This window comes from Bacillus sp. FSL K6-3458 (genome assembly GCF_038005045.1).
GTDB classification, from domain to species: domain Bacteria; phylum Bacillota; class Bacilli; order Bacillales; family Bacillaceae; genus Bacillus; species Bacillus altitudinis.
Window position 1 is genome coordinate 735,371 of sequence record NZ_JBBOSI010000001.1, and the last position, 19,941, is coordinate 755,311.

General features: G+C 42.0%; 16 protein-coding genes and 1 pseudogene. 15 read left to right on the top strand and 2 right to left on the bottom strand.

The annotated features are described in order from the left end of the window. Window positions 1-52: 52 nt before the first annotated feature. The 12 genes from MHH23_RS03835 (at window position 53) to MHH23_RS03890 (ending at window position 14,305) form a co-directional block, all read left to right on the top strand. Window positions 53-1,063, top strand: a complete 1,011-nt coding sequence (locus tag MHH23_RS03835; protein ID WP_058337009.1) for a LacI family DNA-binding transcriptional regulator — start codon at window positions 53-55, stop codon at window positions 1,061-1,063. Window positions 1,064-1,149: 86 nt separating this feature from the next. Then, complete coding sequence (locus tag MHH23_RS03840) at window positions 1,150-2,166, top strand: sugar kinase (RefSeq protein WP_340958924.1); 1,017 nt, start codon at window positions 1,150-1,152, stop codon at window positions 2,164-2,166. Next, a complete protein-coding gene (locus tag MHH23_RS03845; RefSeq protein ID WP_251210512.1) occupies window positions 2,138-2,746 on the top strand; it encodes a bifunctional 4-hydroxy-2-oxoglutarate aldolase/2-dehydro-3-deoxy-phosphogluconate aldolase in 609 nt (202 codons plus the stop codon). The genes MHH23_RS03840 and MHH23_RS03845 overlap by 29 nt, the downstream gene beginning before the upstream one ends. A gap of 109 nt (window positions 2,747-2,855) precedes the next feature. After that, window positions 2,856-3,311 (top strand): GNAT family N-acetyltransferase, encoded by a 456-nt coding sequence (locus tag MHH23_RS03850; RefSeq protein WP_024719272.1) that lies wholly within the window; start codon window positions 2,856-2,858, stop codon window positions 3,309-3,311. 70 nt (window positions 3,312-3,381) lie between these two features. Then, entirely contained in the window at window positions 3,382-4,383 is a 1,002-nt protein-coding gene (locus MHH23_RS03855) for a sugar-binding protein (protein WP_340958925.1), read from the top strand. Continuing rightward, on the top strand, window positions 4,380-5,822 hold the full coding sequence (locus MHH23_RS03860) for a sensor histidine kinase (RefSeq protein ID WP_039165368.1): 1,443 nt from the start codon (window positions 4,380-4,382) through the stop codon (window positions 5,820-5,822). Before MHH23_RS03855 ends, MHH23_RS03860 begins: the two co-directional genes overlap by 4 nt. Next, window positions 5,816-7,237 (top strand): response regulator transcription factor, encoded by a 1,422-nt coding sequence (locus MHH23_RS03865; RefSeq protein WP_340958926.1) that lies wholly within the window; start codon window positions 5,816-5,818, stop codon window positions 7,235-7,237. Before MHH23_RS03860 ends, MHH23_RS03865 begins: the two co-directional genes overlap by 7 nt. 99 nt (window positions 7,238-7,336) lie before the next feature. Beyond that, complete coding sequence (locus tag MHH23_RS03870) at window positions 7,337-8,605, top strand: ABC transporter substrate-binding protein (RefSeq protein WP_035389707.1); 1,269 nt, start codon at window positions 7,337-7,339, stop codon at window positions 8,603-8,605. A 57-nt stretch (window positions 8,606-8,662) separates the two neighbouring features. Continuing rightward, window positions 8,663-9,634 carry a carbohydrate ABC transporter permease gene (locus MHH23_RS03875; protein ID WP_024719268.1) on the top strand — a complete coding sequence of 324 codons (972 nt, stop codon included), beginning with the start codon at window positions 8,663-8,665 and terminating at the stop codon, window positions 9,632-9,634. Then, window positions 9,631-10,452, top strand: coding sequence for a carbohydrate ABC transporter permease (locus MHH23_RS03880; RefSeq protein WP_039165373.1), 822 nt, complete (start codon window positions 9,631-9,633; stop codon window positions 10,450-10,452). The genes MHH23_RS03875 and MHH23_RS03880 overlap by 4 nt, the downstream gene beginning before the upstream one ends. A gap of 147 nt (window positions 10,453-10,599) precedes the next feature. Next, a complete protein-coding gene (manA, locus tag MHH23_RS03885) occupies window positions 10,600-11,550 on the top strand; it encodes a mannose-6-phosphate isomerase, class I (protein WP_007499909.1) in 951 nt (316 codons plus the stop codon). Between the two features lie 124 nt (window positions 11,551-11,674). Next, window positions 11,675-14,305: a glucosaminidase domain-containing protein gene (locus tag MHH23_RS03890; RefSeq protein WP_178929833.1), complete on the top strand. Its 2,631-nt coding sequence runs from the start codon at window positions 11,675-11,677 to the stop codon at window positions 14,303-14,305. 17 nt (window positions 14,306-14,322) lie between these two features. Here MHH23_RS03890 and MHH23_RS03895 read toward each other — a convergent pair whose 3' ends face one another. Next, entirely contained in the window at window positions 14,323-15,510 is a 1,188-nt protein-coding gene (locus MHH23_RS03895) for a CDP-glycerol glycerophosphotransferase family protein (RefSeq protein ID WP_144666259.1), read from the bottom strand. 11 nt (window positions 15,511-15,521) lie between these two features. Beyond that, window positions 15,522-16,292 carry a WecB/TagA/CpsF family glycosyltransferase gene (locus tag MHH23_RS03900; protein ID WP_045033965.1) on the bottom strand — a complete coding sequence of 257 codons (771 nt, stop codon included), beginning with the start codon at window positions 16,290-16,292 and terminating at the stop codon, window positions 15,522-15,524. A gap of 370 nt (window positions 16,293-16,662) precedes the next feature. On the opposite strand from MHH23_RS03900, the gene tagD reads away from it, so the two are divergent. From tagD to MHH23_RS03915, 3 genes and pseudogenes are all read left to right on the top strand, one after another. Further along, entirely contained in the window at window positions 16,663-17,052 is a 390-nt protein-coding gene (gene tagD / locus MHH23_RS03905) for a glycerol-3-phosphate cytidylyltransferase (protein WP_008343212.1), read from the top strand. 95 nt (window positions 17,053-17,147) lie between these two features. Next, window positions 17,148-18,617 (top strand): alpha-glucosyltransferase N-terminal domain-containing protein, encoded by a 1,470-nt coding sequence (locus MHH23_RS03910; protein WP_340958930.1) that lies wholly within the window; start codon window positions 17,148-17,150, stop codon window positions 18,615-18,617. Window positions 18,618-18,652: 35 nt separating this feature from the next. After that, window positions 18,653-19,846 (top strand): annotated as a pseudogene (locus MHH23_RS03915) (CDP-glycerol glycerophosphotransferase family protein); the annotation flags it as partial. Window positions 19,847-19,941 lie beyond the last annotated feature (95 nt).

The following is a 19,941-nucleotide window of genomic DNA, read 5'->3' on the forward strand; positions in this document are numbered from 1 at the left end:
TTTGAAATCGGTTTCGAAACAAATGAGAAGATCAATCTTGGGAGTTTTTTGTATGAAAGAGAAAAAGCAAACGAAAGTCACCATTAACGAAGTTGCAGCATATGCAGGTGTCTCAAAATCAACGGTATCCAGATACATCAATGGCAGAACAAATGAAATTTCTCCTGAAAAGGTAAAAAAGATTAAAAAAGCCATTGAGGAGCTCCATTACCGTCCGAGTCAGCTTGCCCAAGGATTGAAAGTAAGAAAGAGCAAGGTCATTGGTTTTATTGTGGCTGATATTACGAATCCATTCTCTGTTGCGACACTTCGTGGTGTGGAAGAGATTTGTGATGAATATGGATACAGCATCATGGTGTGCAACACAGATAATCGTCCAGAAAAAGAACGAGAAATGCTTCTGAAGCTGAATGCGCATTATATTGAAGGGCTGATCATTAATACGACCGGTCAAAACAATGACATTTTGCAAGACTTTAAGCAAAACGGTGTACCGATTGTTCTTGTTGACCGTAAGTTACCTGAACTCAAGGTTGATACCGTCACAACGAATAACCGTGACATCACGGCTCGTCTACTTCACCAAATGTATGAAAAAGGCTACGAACATATCGCTTTCTTTACTGAGCCGGTCGATGGGATTAGTCCACGTGAAGAACGAAAAGAAGCCTATGAACAGACGGCGATGAGTCAACATAAGACACCTATGATTGCAGAAATCAATTTGAAGCAAAAGGAACAAATGCGAGATGAGATTTGTCGTTTTTTACAATCAAGCCATCAGAAAAAAGCGATTTTAGCAGGCAATGGATTACTCATGCTGAAGCTCATCAGTGAACTTGTCGATCTTGGGGTAAAGATTCCTGAGGAGATAGGCATTGCCGGATTTGATGATACAGAATGGTATAAGCTGATCGGGCCAGGCATCACTACGGTGGCGCAGCCATCTCATGAGATGGGGAAAGCGGCGATGCAAAAAATCAAGACGCGTCTTGAAGGGGATAAGAGTGCACCCCAGACCATTCAACTTGATGGAGAAATCATTGTGAGAAAATCTTTATAAACGTTAGGCAGAGAAGAGTATACATACGTGCATGCTCTCTCTTTTTCAACTGTTTTGAAACCGGTACCAAGAAAGGGGAGAAATGAGTGAAAGCATTGGATGTGATCACATTTGGGGAATCAATGGCGATGTTTTATGCAAAAGAAATTGGCGAGCTTAACCAAGTGCATACGTTTCAAAAAGCACTTGCTGGTGCAGAGAGTAATGTTGCGGTCGGCTTGGCAAGATTAGGCTTTAGCGTAGGCTGGATGAGCAAGGTCGGGGCGGACTCACTTGGTACATTTATTTTAGAAGAGCTTCAAAAAGAAGGGGTCGATACGAAGGCAGTGCTCCGTTCAAATGATGGGGCCAAAACAGGGATATTGCTTAAATCAAAAGTCATCGATGGAGACCCTGATGTGACGTATTACAGAAAAGGCTCTGCTGCGAGCACATTGAACCCAAGCGATTTCCCGTCCACTTATTTTCAGAAGGCAGGACATCTTCATATGACCGGAATCCCGCCTGCTGTGTCTAGTGAAATGAGAGCGTTTTCTTTTCATGCCCTTAAAGAAATGAAAGAAGCAGGAAAAACCATTTCCTTTGACCCGAACCTTAGACTTCAACTATGGGAAGAGGAAGAAGACATGATTCATACGGTGAACCAGATGGCTGCTCAAGTAGATTGGTTTTTTCCAGGGCTTGCAGAAGGTCAAAGACTCACAGGATGTCATGAGCCGGAAGCGATTGCGGATGTTTATTTACAAAAAGGTGTCAAGCTTGTGGTCATTAAACTGGGAGCGGAAGGAGCCTATTTCAAAAGTGCATCCGGCCAAGGTGTAGTGGATGGTTTCCATGTGTCTCATGTCGTGGATACAGTCGGAGCTGGTGATGGATTTGCAGTGGGAGTGATGAGCGGTCTGCTGGACGGATTATCATATGAAAAATCGGTTGCAAGAGGCAATGCCATTGGAGCACTTGCAGTCATGTCCCCAGGAGATCACGAGGGCCTGCCGACTCGGAAAGAGCTTCAGGCATTTATAAAAGAAGCCAAACGATATCAAAGGCGACACGATATGAAGGGAGATGAGAGGTATGGGAAAGTCAGCAAGTATGAGCGTTAAAGAGAAGCTCGCAGCTTGTAAACTCATTGCGGTGGTCAGAGCAGGTAGTGAAGCAGACGGGATAGAGATGATTGGTCGTTTAAAGAAAAAAGGGGTGCGGGCCATCGAAGTGACATATACCACGCCCAATGCAGAGCGGATCATTGCATCTTTCCAGCATGACCAAGACTTGATTGTCGGAGCCGGAACGATTACAACGCTTGAGCAGGCACAATCAGCCATTGAAGCAGGCTCTCAATTCATCGTCAGCCCGGGATATCTTCCTATGATCGGAGAGCACCTATCTTTTCACGATACACTCTACGTGCCAGGTGTTTTGACCCCGAGTGAAATTATGCAGGCGAAAGCAAATGGATACAGCGTGTTAAAGCTTTTTCCGAGCGGCTCCTTCGGTTTGTCCTATATGAAAAATTTGCAAGGTCCGTTTCCAGAGATTGAGTTCATCCCAACAGGAGGCATTCATCCAGTCGATGTGCCAAAGTGGCTTGAAGCAGGAGCCGTGGCAGTAGGTGTCGGCAGCCAGCTTGAAAGCAGTACAGCAGAAGAATTACAGGCTGTTCTTTCTTCCACCATCATGTAGTTCACATAAACAACCGGCTGATGACTGCCGGTTGTTTGTTCGTTTATCTGACATAAAAGATGGGAAGGCGCTTCTTTTCACATAAAATGAGCATAAAGGAGAGGTCGATATGTACATTCAACAAGATGAACTAAAAGATGGTCAAATTGAACAATTGATTAAAGCTCATTTAGAAGAGATGAAAAAACATTCACCGCCAGAAAGCATTCATGCCCTTCCGTTAGACCATCTGAAAAAACATGATGTCACAGTATGGAGTGCAAGGGATGGAGAGGTGCTTCTTGGCTGCGGAGCCATCAAGGAGCTATCAAGTGAACATGGTGAACTCAAATCGATGAGAACGGCAGCAGCCCATATGCGAAAAGGCGTGGCGAAGCATCTGTTGACCCACCTTCTCCAAGAGGCGAAGCGGCGGGGGTATAAAAGAGTGAGCCTTGAAACAGGTGCGATTGCTTTCTTTGAACCGGCAAGAAAATTATATGAAAGCTTTGGATTTCAATATTGTCCGCCTTTTGGTTCATACCAAGAAGATCCGAACAGTTTATTTATGACAAAGGAATTATAGAGGTCGAGAGAGTATGCTTTTATAAGCAGCTCTTTTTTTATGCGGCAACAATGGAAGGAGGAGAATGTGAATGAAATGGTCGAAGTTGTTCGGAATGGGCACATTTCTCACATTTTGTGTCGTATCTGTTCTTTTTTTATCTATATTAGGTCAAGATTTAGTTAAAATTGAAAGCGCTTCCGATGAGGCGGTATCAACTTATCAATATCACTTTGTTCTTGTACCAGAGGAACTTGATAATGAATATTGGCAATTGGTGCAAAAGGGAGCTGCTGATGCGGCGGAAGTTCATCGGGTGTATCTTGAATACCTAGGTCCAAAGCAGGCTGATTTGGATGATCACCTGAAAACCATTGATATGGCGATTGCTGGTCATGTGGATGGCATTATGACGCAAGGGCTTGATGCAAAGAGATACAAACCGCTCTTTCAAAAAGCAAGAGAGAAAGGTATAGATGTCGTCACAGTCGATACCGATGCAGAGGGGAGCAAGCGTCAAGTGTATGTCGGAACAGATAACTATTATTCTGGCTTTATCGCCGGACAGGCACTCATCGCCGATACAAAAGGCGAACAGTATGTGGGCATTGTGACGGGACGGCTTGATGCGATTCACCAGAAGCTTCGCGTGAAGGGGTTTCGAGATGCCGTTTCTGGTGAGAAACGCATTCATATTGCTGGAATAGAAGAGTCGGCGATTACAAAATCAGGTGCTTCCGGTGCTGCGTATAAATTGTTAAATGATCATACGCAGCTCACCGCATTTTATGGAACAAGTGCATTAGACGGAGTCGGCATTATTCAAGCAACAGAGCAATATCATTCGTCTAAAGATGTTTATGTGCTCGCATTTGATACTCTGCCTGATACGATTCAAGCGCTGGATGATGGGAAAATTGATGCAGTGGTTGTACAGCATCCTTATGAAATGGGCTATCAAGCGGTTGAATCTCTTGTTCGTTTGCAACAAGGGGATAAACAAGAACCGCTGCAGTACACAGGGACGAGTGTGATTCGGCGAGGAGACCTGCCCCTTCATCAAACGGAAAGACCACAGGGGGTTCAGCCATGAGAAAAATACGAAGTAAATTATTATTGGCATTTTTAATTCTTGTGCTCCTTGGTAATGTGGCCGCTTTTTTTGTGTATTGGAGCAGTTCAAAAATCACATCAGAATATAGCAAGAGCTTTCGTTCCTTTCTCCTGCTGAATGATATTTCGACAGAGGCAAAAACGATGTATGAAAAGGTCAACGCCTTTGCCATCGAAAAGGATCAGGCGTTTGCCAAGGGGTATGCTGAATCAAAACAGAAAATGACATCATATGATCAAGCATTGCTCAAAGATGCAGGGCTTCATGCCGCCATCCCCTCCATTGAAAAATATCAATATATGATGCGGACGCTCATAAACGAAAGTGATGCGACAATGAATCATGTCAAAGAAGGGAAAATCAAAGAATATGCAGCAAGTGTGAAGGAAGTAAGAACCGTGTCCTCTTATATCCAAGAACAGACAATGACTCTTTTGGATGATGAATTATCTGAGTATCAAGTACTCTACCAATCCCTTCAAAAAAGACATCAAACGTATGCGCTTTTTACTCTATGTCTGTTTACATTATCGATAGGCATCGCTTTATGGATGGCCTATATCATTGCGGGTGGAATTTCAAGACCGATCGTTCATCTGTCTCGAAGTGCTAAAGAAGTATCAGAAGGAAATTTTGACGGTCCGAATTTGCATGTGTCATCAAAGGACGAAATCTCTGTGTTAAATCATGCCTTTGAGCGAATGCGGCGAGAGATGAAGGTCATGATTGAAGAGATGAAACAAAAGGCCGCTTTAGATCAGAAAATTAAAGACATGAAGCTGAAAACACTACAAAACCAAATGAATCCACATTTTTTATTTAATACATTAAACATCGTTTCACGTATGGCGTACTTAGAATCAGCTGATGCGACATCGAGATTGATACAATCCGTTTCTACGCTGATGCGGTATTCGCTATCTCCTCTCAGCGCATCTGTTACGTTAGAACAAGAAGTGAAAGTGGTAAAAGAATATTTTCATATACAAGAAACAAGATTTTCTGATCGTATTACATGCAAAACGACCATAGATGAGTCGTGTCTATCTGTTCACATTCCGAGCCTCACATTGCAGCCGCTTGTCGAAAATGCCTTTATTCATGGGGTAGAACCAAAAGAGGAGGGGGGGCTTGTAGAGCTCTCTATTGATCGAGATGATCGCTTTGTCATGATTCGGATTCGGGATAATGGACTTGGCATCAGTGATCAAGAGAAAAAGAGATTGCTATCGCAAGAGGAAGAAGATCATCCAGACACACGTAGTAAAGGTCACTCGACAGGAATTGGACTTCGAAATGTGATGTCGAGGCTGCGTTTGTTTTACGGAGTGCAGGATGCTCTTCAAATTGATTCAAAGCCGAACGAAGGGACCACCATTCAATTGACAATACCAATCAAGGAGGAACGAGCATGCTGAACGTGTTGATTGTGGATGATGAAAAAATTGAACGAATGGCGATGCGTAAGTTCATGACCGAATGGCTGCCAGACTGTCATATTGCAGGGGAAGCTGCGAATGGAAAAAAGGCGGTGGAATTGGCGCGGTCTAAGCCAATTGACCTTGTGCTCATGGATATTCAGATGCCAGGCATGGATGGACTCACAGCGATCAAACAGATCAAGGCAAGCTGTCCTCATACTAAATTTATTATGCTGACAGCCTACGATACGTTTGATTATGCCAAGCAAGCCATGCAGGAAGGGGTCAAACAATACCTTGTCAAACCAGCTGATAAAGACGAAACCATTACAGCGATTCGTTCTGTTGCGGCAGAAATTCAGCAGGAGGTCTCCCTGCGGCAGGCGGAGAAAGTCAATCAGCAGTCAAAATGGCTGGAAGCTTATGTGTTGAACGGTCAATCTTATTCCTCCACAGCGTTTGAGCGGCTGTTTCAGGATTTTCAAGCAGGTCTAGTGATCGCTGTTCAGCGGACAGGCGGGGATCAACTCATGAATCAATTGCAGGAGTCTGCTCTTTTTCAAGCAGTGCCTATCAAAGTGAGCGGTGAGCTGTTTACATGCTTGATTTACAGCCGTCAATCACCTGGTCATCTAAAGGCGAATGTACTGCAAGCCATTCGCGCTGCCATGACAAGCGAGCAGCATTCCCCTGTCATTGTTGGCATGGGTCATCCTGTCTCAAATCCACTTCAACTTCAGAAAAGTGCGGCAGAAGCGAAGCTTTCCTATTATCAGCGAAAAAAAGATGACGGTGCGGTTCGTTATGGCTTTTACTATACAGATAGACAATCTTACGTATTGATCAACTTGCCTGAGCTTGCCGATGACATGATGCTGGCACTAGAAGAAGGGAGAAGAGATGATGCTCTTGCTTACTATGATGCCTTCCAATTAGAAGGGGCAACCATTTCTCATGTGAAAGAGCTGCTCATTTTACTCAAATCACGACTTCGTGCAGATGTGCCGATTCTAGCTATCACCACAGAAACAGAATGCCGCCAATGCTGTGAACATTTATTTGATCTGTATGAAGCAAGAACCCAGACGGTGAATGATATAGAACGGGCGAAACGATACATTCAAACACATTTTTGCGAACATATCACGCTGGAGCAAACGGCCGCCTATGTTGATTTAAGCCCGACGTATTTCACCAAACGCTTTAAGGATGAGACAGGTCTGACGTTTAAAGAATATGTGACGACCTGTAGGATGGATAAAATGAAGAAGCTACTGAAAGAGAGTTCGCTTAGTTTAAAAGAAATCACCTATCAAGCAGGATATACTGATCCGAATTACGTCAGTCGTGTGTTTAAAAAAATGGTTGGCTGTTCACCAAAGGAATATCGAAAGCAGGTCGTAAAAAAATGAAGAATTTCATAAAAAAGTGAAGAAGTTTGCCTGAAAAAAGGCAAGGATCTGCCAGTATACTTATTTTGATAACGCTTACAAAATAGGGATGGGGGATCCATGATGAAGTTTAAATTAGGCTTTACTTTATTGGCACTCTGTATGCTGGTCGTCTCTGCTTGCAGTTCATCGACGAACTCAGATGCAAAAAAAGAGGGCGGAGCGGAGAAACTAGAAATTTTCTCTTGGTGGACTGGTGCAGGTGAGGAAGACGGACTGAAGGCACTCATTCAATTGTTTGAAGAGAAAAATAAAGACATTCCAATTGAAAATGCAGCTGTCGCTGGTGGCGCTGGTACGAATGCAAAGGCTGTTCTAACAAGCCGGATGCAAGGAGATGATCCGCCAGCTACTTTCCAAGTACACGGGGGAGCAGAGCTGAATGAGAGCTGGGTAGCCGCAGGTAAAATGGAGCCGCTGGATGACCTTTATGAGAAAGAAGGCTGGAAGGATAAATTTCCAGAATCACTGATTGACCTTGTGAGCAAAGACGGGAAAATCTATTCCGTTCCAGTGAATATTCATAGAGGTAATGTGCTTTGGTATAACAAAAAAGTATTTGAAGATCAGGGCTTAGAACCGCCAACGACGTTTGATGAATTTTTCAAAACAGCCGATGCCTTAAAGAAAAAAGGGATTACTCCACTTGCGCTTGGGGATAAAGAACCTTGGGCAGCGACTCATTTGTTTGAAAGCGTTCTTCTAGGTGTACTAGGTGCAGATGACTATCAAAAACTTTGGGCGGGCGACTTAAAAATGGATGATGCAAAAGTGAAGGAAGCGGCAGACATCTTTGGACGTATGCTCGAATACGTCAACGACGATCATAGCTCGCGTAACTGGCAGGATGCCTCACAGCTCGTGGCAAAAGGGGAAGCTGCAATGAATGTCATGGGCGACTGGGCAAAAGGATACTTTGTAAATGATCTAGATTTGAAGGTGAATAAAGACTTTGGATACGTGGCTACTCCTGGTACGGAGGGCAGCTTTATGGTCATCACGGATACATTCGGACTGCCGAAGGGTGTCAAACAGCCAGAAAACGTGAAAAAATTCTTATCTGTCTTAGGATCTGTGGAAGGACAGGATGCGTTTAATCCGCTGAAAGGGTCAATACCGGCACGTGTGGATGCAGACGTATCAAAATATGATGAATACGGAAAATCGGCCATGAAGGCGTTTAAAGAGTCAAAGCTGGCACCGTCTCTTGCGCATGGCTCAGCTGCTGAAGAAGGTTTTGTCACGAAGGCGAACCAAGCCGTCAATATTTTCGTGACACAAAAAGACAGCAGCCAGTTCGTTTCTTCTTTAAAAGATTCAATGAAATAAAGATGAAAGAGGCGGCCGTTAGGCACCGCCTCTTTTTTAAAAAAGGAGTGTAGCTTCATGCGCATGGACACATCGCCGATCACAAAAACACCAGCAGCAAAAGTGAAACGTGTTCGGAAAAAATGGAATGGAGACCAGCTGCTTGCCCTGCTATTTTTAGCACCGTCAGCTGTTTTATTATTCATTTTTGTTTACGGCTTTATTGGGTGGACAGGATATGTTTCATTATCGAACTGGACCTCGCTTGTTCCTGATTTTTCTTTCGCAGGTATGAAAAATTATGTCATGCTGTTTCAAGATTTTCGCTTTCAGTCAGATCTTCGGAACACGGTCTTTTTTACTTTATTCTTTATTGGAGCAGTCATTGCTTCTGGGCTTGTACTGGCCATTTTACTAGACCAGAAGATCAAGGGAGAATCACTTTTTCGGAATCTCTTTTTCTTTCCGATGGCCCTTTCCTTTGTGGTCACAGGTGTTGTGTGGCAATGGATCCTAAATCCATCTACTGGGGTGAATCTGTTTTTAAAAACACTCGGCATCCAGCCCAAGTGGTACACGGATACGAACATTTTAGCTGGATTTGTCTGGGGAAAAATTGAGTTTGGTGTACCGGCAGCAATGATTGCAGTTGTCATCGCTGCTGTGTGGCAGATGACAGGGTTCTCACTTGCGATGTATTTGGCTGGTCTTAGAGGCATTCCAGAGGAAGTGAGAGAGGCTGCTAGAATGGATGGCGCAACCGAGTGGCAAATCTACTGGAAAATCATTTTCCCGCTGTTAAAACCAATCACAGCGAGCGTCGTCATTATCATGGCACATATTTCTTTAAAGATCTTCGATTTGATTTACTCGATGACAGGACCAGGTGCAAACTTTGTCACCGATGTGCCAGGTGTTTATATGTTTGAAATGACCTTTAGAGGAAACCATTATGCAGGTGGTGCCGCCATTGCGATCGTCATGTTGATTTCTGTTGCGGTCTTTATCGTGCCGTATCTCCTGTCTAGCCGGAAGGGGGCTTCATCATGACCGCAAGAGGATTTGTCCGCCCAGTTCTTTATGCTTTATTAATACTGTGCAGTTTGTTTTTTCTCATGCCTGTTTATGTCATGATCGTCACAAGCTTAAAGCCATTAGGTGAAGTTACCCTTGAGCGAATGTGGTCGCTTCCATCTACACTTGATTTCTCAAGCTACAAAATCGCTTTTGAAAAGTTATCACCCAATTTAATGAATTCTCTTTATCTAGTCATTCCTGCTACCTTATTGTCAGCTGTATTAGGTGCAATGAATGGCTATGTGCTGTCTAAATGGCGCTTTAAAGGATCAGAAGTGGTGTTTACCTTCATGTTGTTCGGTATGTTTATTCCATACCAAAGTATCCTCATTCCACTTATTCAATTTTTACGTGAAATCGGCTTGTATAACTCCATTCCGGGACTTGTGCTTGTCCATGTCGTATATGGCCTGCCAATCACAACACTCATGTTCCGCAATTTTTATGTGAGCATTCCTGATGAAATGATTGAATCAGCGAAGATGGATGGAGCTGGGTTTATCGGGATCTTCAGACATATGATTTTGCCGCTTTCCATCACAGGGTTTGTCGTGGTTGCCATTTGGCAGTTCACAAATGTGTGGAATGAGTTTCTATTTGCGGTCACTATGACCACAGCAGAGAATCAGCCGGTCATGGTTGCACTGCAGAATTTATCAGGCAGTCAAATTGTGCAATGGAATGTTCAAATGGCAGGTGCCATCTTGGCTGCGCTGCCGACACTTTTGGTCTATATTCTACTCGGAAAATACTTTGTGAAAGGGCTTCTTGCAGGCTCTGTCAAAGGGTAAATTGATTTTCTTGTTATCGTTTTCATTCGGTGTACTGAAAGGATTGACTTCTCTTTAGATAGCGTCATAATAAAAGTTGAGACTTGCTAGTTTTCATCATGCTAGGCAAGGATTATCAAAGGGTAGCAAAGGGAGGAGTCATCCTGAATGAAGCAGTCACCAATTTTTTTACTGCCTGAATTGAAGGAGAGAATATGGGGAGGTACAGCCTTAAGGGATCAATTTGGCTATGATATTCCTTCTGATCAAACGGGAGAATGCTGGGCAATTTCTGCTCATCCAAACGGACCAAGTGTCGTGCAAGACGGTCCATATAAAGGGAAAACGCTGATCGAACTATGGGACAATCACAGAGAATTGTTTGGGGGAATAGAAGGCGATCGCTTCCCGCTCTTAACCAAAATTTTAGATGCAAACCAAGATTTATCCGTTCAAGTTCATCCAGATGATGATTATGCGGAAAGACATGAAAATGGCGAGCTTGGGAAAACAGAGTGCTGGTATATCATTGACTGCAAAGAAGGCGCAGAAATGATCTATGGTCATAATGCACGGACGAGAACTGAGCTTGTGACCATGATGAACAGCGGAGATTGGGAAGGCCTTTTGCGGCGAGTGAAAATTAAGCCGGGCGATTTTTATTATGTGCCAAGCGGTACCATTCATGCGCTATGTGAAGGCACACTGGTTCTTGAAACGCAGCAAAGTTCAGATACGACCTATCGGGTGTATGATTATGAACGAAAAGACCAAAATGGCCATGAACGTGAACTTCACTTCACGCAGGCCATTGATGTTACCACGGTTCCTCATGTAGACGGTTATGCAGATGAATCAGTAGAAACCCGTCCAGGGGTGACCATTAGAACATTTGTAGAAGCAGAATATTTTTCTGTGTATAAATGGGAAATTGATCAAAAAGTAGAGCTATCGCAAGATTATCCGTTTTTGCTGTGCAGCGTTATTAATGGGGAAGGGTCCTTAGAGCATAATGGACATACATATCCGCTGCCAAAAGGAGCCCATTTTATCCTGCCTGCTGAAACAGGGAACTTCACCATTGAAGGATCTTGTGAACTGATTGTGTCACATATATAAAGGTAAAGAGGACTTCGAGGGAGTCCTCTATTTTTCTATTGCATAAAAGACTTGAAAGAGACTTGTTTTTGTCGATAAAGAGATTAGTAGACTAATATGCAAAGTTAAGAGAGGGACAGGGAACGTGAAAAAAACCATCAAGATTATGTTACTCGCAGCTGCCTTTGGTATGACATTACACACGGGCAAAGAAGTGCAAGCAGCCTCCTATGTCGATCAATCCATTTATACGATTAGCACCTCAAAAGTATTTACAACAGAAGCAGAAGTCAAAAAAGCGGTTGACACGTTGAAAAAGGACAAAAAGTGGACAGCCACGTATCAAACCTCAGGAAATACATCGACTTATCAACTGACTGCCTCAGGATATGACTCACAAGCAGCAGCGAGTGCAAGTGCCGCTGCATTAAAAAAAGAGTTAGGCATGAGCGGTACGGTGTCTCCAGTAGGTGACCGCCTTCCTTTACAGAAAATCGTATCTGATCCAATCAACGATGAAAGTCAGGCGAAAAAACTGACGCTCGAGCTGACGAAAACATCAGGACTCAATAGCACGTATGAAGCTATCAATCAAAGCAGACCATCTTATCAGGTCATTTCAGGAGCCATTGATTCTGAAACGAAAGTCAAAAATATTCAAACCGAACTACAAAAACAGGCCGGAGTCACTAGTACATATCAAACCGAAAACAAAGCTGGCACCGTGTATCAGCTGATCTCAGGCAATATTGTCGGACAGAGTAAGGCAAATACCATCCTGCAAGGTTTTCAAAAGGAATCTGGTTTAAAAGCAGTACTCCAAACGGTAGCAGCAGGCAAACCGTATTACATCGTCACATCTGCTGCACAAACGAATCAGTCTAAAGCGCAAACCCTTCTGACCCAGCTGCAAAAAGAAGCGAAAATCAGCGGAAAGATTCAGAAGGCTGGAGCTGTTAAAAATGTATATAGCATGGAATCAGGCTATTTCAAAGACAGTAAGCAAGCAGCCTCAGCGGCGGCTCAGATCAAAAAACAAGCTGGTGCGTCAGGTACTGTGCAGCGAGTAGGGAAAACGAAAAATTATATCGTAAAGCTCAATCAATTAAATGACACAACTTACGCAAAAACAGTTGCCTTTTTCAAGAAAAAGAAATGGCGCTATACGTCTAAAAAGATCTCCTCTACACAGCCATATCAAGTAGTGACTGGGAATCTTTTGGGCGATGATCAAGCAAAAAAAGCAACGGCATTTTTCCAAAAGAAAAAAGTATCCGCCACAACGAAAAAAACAGGCAAAGCATCTGATAGCACGTATCGACTTGTCGTGAATCAAGCAACGGATCAGACAAAAGTAAATAAAGGTGCTGCATACTTAAAAGCACAAAAGGTGACAAGCAGCATCACAACAGGCAAGGGACAAGCCGTCAGTAAAGCATACAGCCTAATGACCGCTCCTGTATATGATCAAAGCAAAGTGAAGCAGGCACAAGAGATCATGAAAAAAAATGGAGTTGCCAGCAGTACAAAAACATTAACAGAAGCTGTTAAGCAATACCGTATTACGACAGAGGCAACTGTGAATCAGACAAAGCTGAATCAAGCCTTAAGTTATTTAACCAAACAAAAAATGAAAGCAGCCGCTCAAAAAACGGGAGCAACTGATTATGGTCAATATCAGATCAAAACAGGGGTTATTTCGACTGCTGCCTTAAGAGACCAAGGCATGACATTCTTCAAAAAACGAAATGAACCAGCTGCTTATACAACAACGACAAAACCGGCATATAAAATCAACATCACACAGCAGTTTACAGGGTTACCAAATGCGAATGCGGCCATTGCTTTTGTGAAAAGCCAATACGGCTGGACAGCCACAGCGACAAAAATCAAAAATGGTCCAATGGTGATGCAGACGAATTATAACCTCACAGTCAATGAGATGGTAAACAAACAAATGAAGGTGTCGCCGCAGACAGATGGTGCAGCCTACGTCTATGCGACATATGTAGACCCAGCGACGTCCACAGTGAATACAGACGGGCTAAATGTACGTTCTACACCTGATTCAAGTTCGGCTAGCAATATCGTCGCACAGCTGAACAAAGGGACAAAAGTGAAGCAGCTTGGAAAAGAAGGCAACTGGATCAAGATCAGCCTCGGCTGGAGAAATGCGAGTTCAGCAGAAGTATTAAAATATGTAGACCCAGCGAATATCGCGGAGGGCACTCAATCTTATTTTCAATTTCTCAAACTCTCTGAAGCTGCAAATCTCAATCCGACTGAAGTGAATACGAAGATTTTAGCAGGGAAAGGCATTCTTGCCGGAAAAGGACAAGCCTTTATCACAGCAGCGAAAACGTATCATATTAACGAAATCTATCTGATTTCACATGCATTGCTTGAAACAGGCAACGGCAGTTCCATTTTAGCGAACGGTACGAAGTTTAATGATAAAATCGTGTACAACATGTATGGCATTGGTGCATATGACAGTAACCCGAATTACCTCGGAGCGAAATATGCGTATGAACAGCAATGGTTCACGCCTGAGGCGGCCATTATTGGCGGGGCAAAATTCATTGGCAACAGCTACATCAATAATGCCACATACAAACAAGATACCATTTACAAAATGCGCTGGTCTGCGACAGCCACTCACCAATATGCAACAGATATTGGCTGGGCTTCTAAACAGGTCACTCGTATGTATAGTTTGTATAACTTACTTGATAACTATACGCTGTATTATGATATCCCCGTGTATAACAAATAAAAAAACGTCCGTGCTTCTTAATGAGAAGCCGGACGTTTTTTGTGTAAGAGCTGATGTTCAATAAAGGAAAGAAGCTGCTGACTTGATTTCCCTTTTGAATATTGGTTCCATTCCTCAGCAAAGGTTTTCAATAAGTCTTGATTGGCTGATTCGTTTAGCTGCTTAAGCTCCGTTAAGAGCATATCTTGAGTGACGCAAGCCTTTCCTGGAATGATGTCTTCATAACGTTCGACTAAGCCGCGTTTTGTGCGATAAGTCTCTAGATCGTAAGTGAAGAACAAAACAGGCTTTTGGAGCAGCGCATATTCAAACACAATGGACGAATAATCTGTAATCAGGACATCGCATACAGAGAGTAATGGATAGAGCGGCTGATCGGACACATCAAAGATCCACTCGCCATCTGTTTCTGCTTTGGCTAAATGTTTCACCGCAGGATGAAGTTTGACGAGCAGAATATAGTCGCCATTCAGCTCACTCTGCAATTGTTCTTTAGAAAAAGGTAAGACAAGACCGTCCATTGCAAAGTCCCGGTAGGTCGGCGCATACAGCAGCACTTTTTTGCCTTTTGGAAAAATATCCGTCTGAAAGGAAATAGGGCGCTCATCATAGTACGCATCTGTGAAGGGGACACCTGTTGGCAAAAAACGATCGTCGTTGACGCCAAATGAAGTTTTGAAAATCTCGCACATGTGATCTGAGCCAGTAACGATATAATCGTAAGACGCATAGACCCGCTTGAAACGCTGCAGATCACGAGAACTCCGGTGATGATTTGAAGCATCTTCAAGACCGAACTTTTTCAAAGCACCATTGGCGTGCCACACTTGAATACAAGTAGTAGAAGGTCTATTTCTTAGCACACTTGTCATCAGAAAATAATTATCTGTGACGACGACTTTGCTTTTTAGCATCGTATAGATACATTGAATGAGATGGATGGGATTTTTTTCATGAAAATAGCGAAATGACACATGAGGCACGTCCTTTTCTATCACAGAAGCATGCTTCGTATAGAGGACAGTGAGCTTCATTGTCATATTCGCCTGTTGTTGATAAGTATCGATGAGAGCAGCTGCATTCTCTTGGAATGAAACAAGCAGCGTCACCTGATTGTCACGAGGTTTCACGCCGCTCATGAGCCATCCAGCAAAAGAAACAAAGGCTGCATAGCATGAGATGATCATTGAGCGTATATTCATCATGTATCAGTCTCTCACAGCTGCTTCGTCTGATCTTTTACTTGCTCAGGATAGTAGCGCTTTTTCCCTTTGTTTTCTTTTAATACGGCAAAAGCGTACTTTGGGATATTCAGCATTCGTTTCCATCTCCACGGATTGACAATGAGTCTGTACAGCCATTCCGTATTTGTTTTAATCATCCAGCGTGGTGCACGCTTCACCGTTCCGCTAAATACATCAAAGCTTCCGCCTAAACCGATGCAAACAGCTTGCGGGAACAAATGACGGTATTCATAAATAAAGTTCTCTTGGTTTGGATAACCTAAAGCAACAAACACCATATCTGCTTTTGAACGAGCAATTTGTTTTGCCACAAACCGTTTATCCGCTTGATAACCATCACAGCTGCCTGCAATCACCACATTCGGATATTCCGTATCAATTCGCTGTTTGACAGCCTCAAGCACTTCTTTTTTCGCACCATATAAAAAAATACTTTTAGATTGCTTGTTTGCGAGATCAAGCATAGACATGAAGACCTCAAAGCCTGCAATTCTTGATTTCAACGGATGGTTTATAAGACGTGACATCAAGACAACACCTACACCATCAGGTAAGACATAGTCTGCAGAAGAGATGACTTTATGATATGCATGATCCTTCATAGTTGCATAGCCTATTTCTGGATTCACTGTTGCAATCATTGCGCCTCTTCGCTGAGAAAGGTGGTGTTGGTTCATATAACTAATAAATTCGTCTAAGTCGCCATTTACATAAGAAAGGTTAGAGACCACTTCTGTTTCCACTGTATAAACCCCCTTTTTCTTTTTGTTATCTATTGTACGATCATTGTAAATTCATTCTTAACCTACAGATCATTTTATCACAGTTGCTCCATGAAATATTAACAATAACTTTACAATCCTTTTAATTTCATGACATTTTAATAAACAACTAGTCTCTAAAAACGTTGAAATACTGTATTGACGCAGTTCCACTATTTCATCCATTAAATTGGAAATAGTTTGTCTTTACATTTTCTTAACGTTTTTTAGGCATTATGATATAATGAGGTTCCGAAGAGCGAAAAAACATAACCGATGAGAATAGGATTACGGATAAACATTACTGCTTGAAGCAGTCGAATAAGGATGAAGAAAGGAGTTTATGTTTGCAATGAAGAAAGTTATTACTTACGGTACATTTGATTTATTACACTGGGGGCATATCAAGCTGCTAGAGCGTGCAAAACAGCTTGGAGATTACTTAGTAGTGGCCATCTCTACAGATGAGTTTAATTTACAAAAATCAAAAAAGGCTTATCATAGCTACGAGCATCGCAAGCTGATTTTAGAAACCATTCGTTATGTAGATGAAGTCATTCCAGAGAACAGCTGGGATCAAAAAGTCCGAGACGTACAAGAACATGACATTGATGTGTTTGTTATGGGGGATGACTGGGAAGGTAAATTTGATTTCTTGAAAGAGCATTGCGAAGTCGTTTACTTGAAGAGAACAGAAGGTATTTCGACAACACAAATTAAGGAAGAAATTGCTGGACTATAATAGATTGAAAAAAAGTACTTCTTATCTTTTGGTGAGAAGTGCTTTTTCATGTAAAATACAATAGCAAGTGATCATTTTTATAAGGAGAGCTTCCTGTGTTTCAAAATTGGATGAAGAAAAAAGGTGAACACACATTGGATCAACCTGAACTAAATGAAACAATGAAATCGGTTGAAATTCCTGACATGGACTACTACTTTATTATGGGGGATGTGCCAAAACAGGACAACACCTTAACGGATTCATTAAACTTAAGATTAAAATCATTGGCTGAGAAGAATAAACGAGCTACCATCTTAACTTTGAATTTTGATGTAAATGTAAAGGAGCATATTCTAAGCCTAGAGGAGAATTTTCACCCTCAAATTTCCATCTTGAATGTTTTTGAACACTATATTTTACCGGAGAGCGGGAGTAAAAGGGTTTATTCGGAGTTTATTACAGGTTCCGTATCGGAATCGATTAATGAAGTCTTTATATCTGAGGACAACTCAACCGTTCAAGTGACAAGATACGAACTACCTTCTTCCCCTATTCTGTATATAGATCAATTTAATGAAGAACAGCAATTGATGAAACGGGAAGAATACGATATACATGGCGCTTTACGAAGAGTACTTCACTATGTTCCGCATAAGGGTGTCCCTTTTCTGGAAGAATTCATTAGAGATGATAGAAGTATCTACATGGAAACCATATATTCTGGAAGTGCCAAGAAGAATACAGTAAGGCATATTAATTGGTACAAGAAGACAGGCATCACCACATTTGTGAAAAAAACCGATATCGTACAGCAATGGCTATCTGATATTCAAACTAAAAATGAACGCATGAAATTGATGATTGCAGAAGATCGAGAGATAGATCACGATCTGTTTAAAATGGAAAAATCCGATTCAGTATTTTATGCTGCTTTTGTGCATGACGCACACTACGAGGAAAATCCCCGTCAATTGCACACTCATTATGAAGAACTATTTAAACAAATCAGGAAGCAGCAAGTAGATGCTATTTTCTTTTGTCATCCGAAACATAAGAAAGATGTCGAAAACGTTTTAGGGGAACAACCTTCCTTTTATCTATTGCCACAGGATGATGGTTCTTCTTGGGGAGCAGCTCTTCAGAATATGCTTGATAATCGAGTACTTAAAGAAGAACTAAGAAGTGTCGTGGAACATACAAGATGGATGTTGCGTGATGTAAGCTCTGAGCATCATGTCCTTCATCTGCAGCTTGAGATGGAAGGCGAAATGAACATCGCGGATCAGGTAGAAATAGATTTTGCAGGATTTGATCGAGTCAATGGTGCTGAAATTATTTCTCAAACCATCAACGAAAATCAACAAGTGATTTTCCCGATTGGTCATTTTCAAACAAAGAAACAGATCGAACTCAATCAAACGAAACATGTCGATTTTTACATCCGAAGCAAGTCAAAAACACATCATCAAGAAGTACTACAGCGTTTAGAAGTGGAAGAAGAACTGCTCACCAACAAACCTTCGTCAATAGATGGGTGGTCTTACCAAACGAAAAATGGTTACTACTCTTGGAAGATCAATTAAAGAACGGACTGTATCTTTGTGAAAGCATGTGAATGAAAATGAAAAAAATCGTTACAATTTTATATATCATCGTTTTTAAACTCTTGTTTTTGGGTGTCAGTAAACTGCAGCCAAAAAAGAAAACGGTTATTTTTGAAAGCTTTAATGGAAAACAATTCAGCTGCAACCCGCGTGCTATTTTTGAGTATATGAAAGAAAATCACCCTGACTATACGTTGATTTGGAGCGTAAAAAAAGGGTATGAAGCACCGTTTCAAGAAAAGGGCATCTATTATATTCATCGTCTGTCGTTTAAATGGATTCTTGCAATGGCAAGAGCCGAGTATTGGGTTGTAAACAGCCGTTTGCCGCTATGGATTCCAAAACCAGGCCACACAACTTACTTGCAAACATGGCACGGGACGCCTTTAAAACGACTGGCTGTGGATATGGACGAAGTTCATATTCCTGGAGCAAACACGAAGAAATATAAAAAGAATTTCACGAAAGAAGCATCGAAATGGGATTGTCTTATATCTCCTAATGCATACTCGACTGAGATCTTTACACGTGCGTTCCAATTTCAACAGACCATGATTGAATCAGGGTATCCAAGAAATGATTTTCTGTACAATCAGAATAATGAAGGAACGATAAGAGCGCTGAAGCAAAAGATGAACCTGCCTCTTGATAAAAAAATCATCCTCTATGCACCGACTTGGAGAGACGATCAATATTATACAATTGGAAAGTACAAATTTGAATTGGATCTTGATCTGCATGAGTTGAGGTCATCTATCGGAGAAGAATATATCATCATCCTTCGTATGCACTATTTAGTAGCGGAAAACTTTGATCTCGGACCATATGAAGGCTTTGCTTATGACTTCTCCCATTACGAAGACATTCGAGACCTTTATATGATTTCTGACCTACTCTTGACAGATTACTCTTCCGTGTTCTTTGATTATGCAAACCTTAGGCGTCCAATGCTGTTCTATGTTCCAGACATCGAAACGTATCGCGACAAACTAAGAGGGTTCTATTTTGACTTTGAACAAGAAGCACCTGGTCCGCTTGTGAAAGAAACAGCAAGTGTGATTGACTGGATCAAAGAGACAGAGAAATCGACTTATATATTACCAGCTTCATTCACATCATTTTATGAGAAATTCTGCTACTTGGAGAACGGAGAATCATCCAAGCGTGTTGTCGACTCGGTATTTGAAAAGATCAAATCAACAAGATAAAGGCTTACAGCTAATGGCTTGTAAGCCTTTTATCATGATATAAAGTGAAATCTTCATCAACTTCTGTTACAATTATGAGCGGTGCTTTTAAAAAA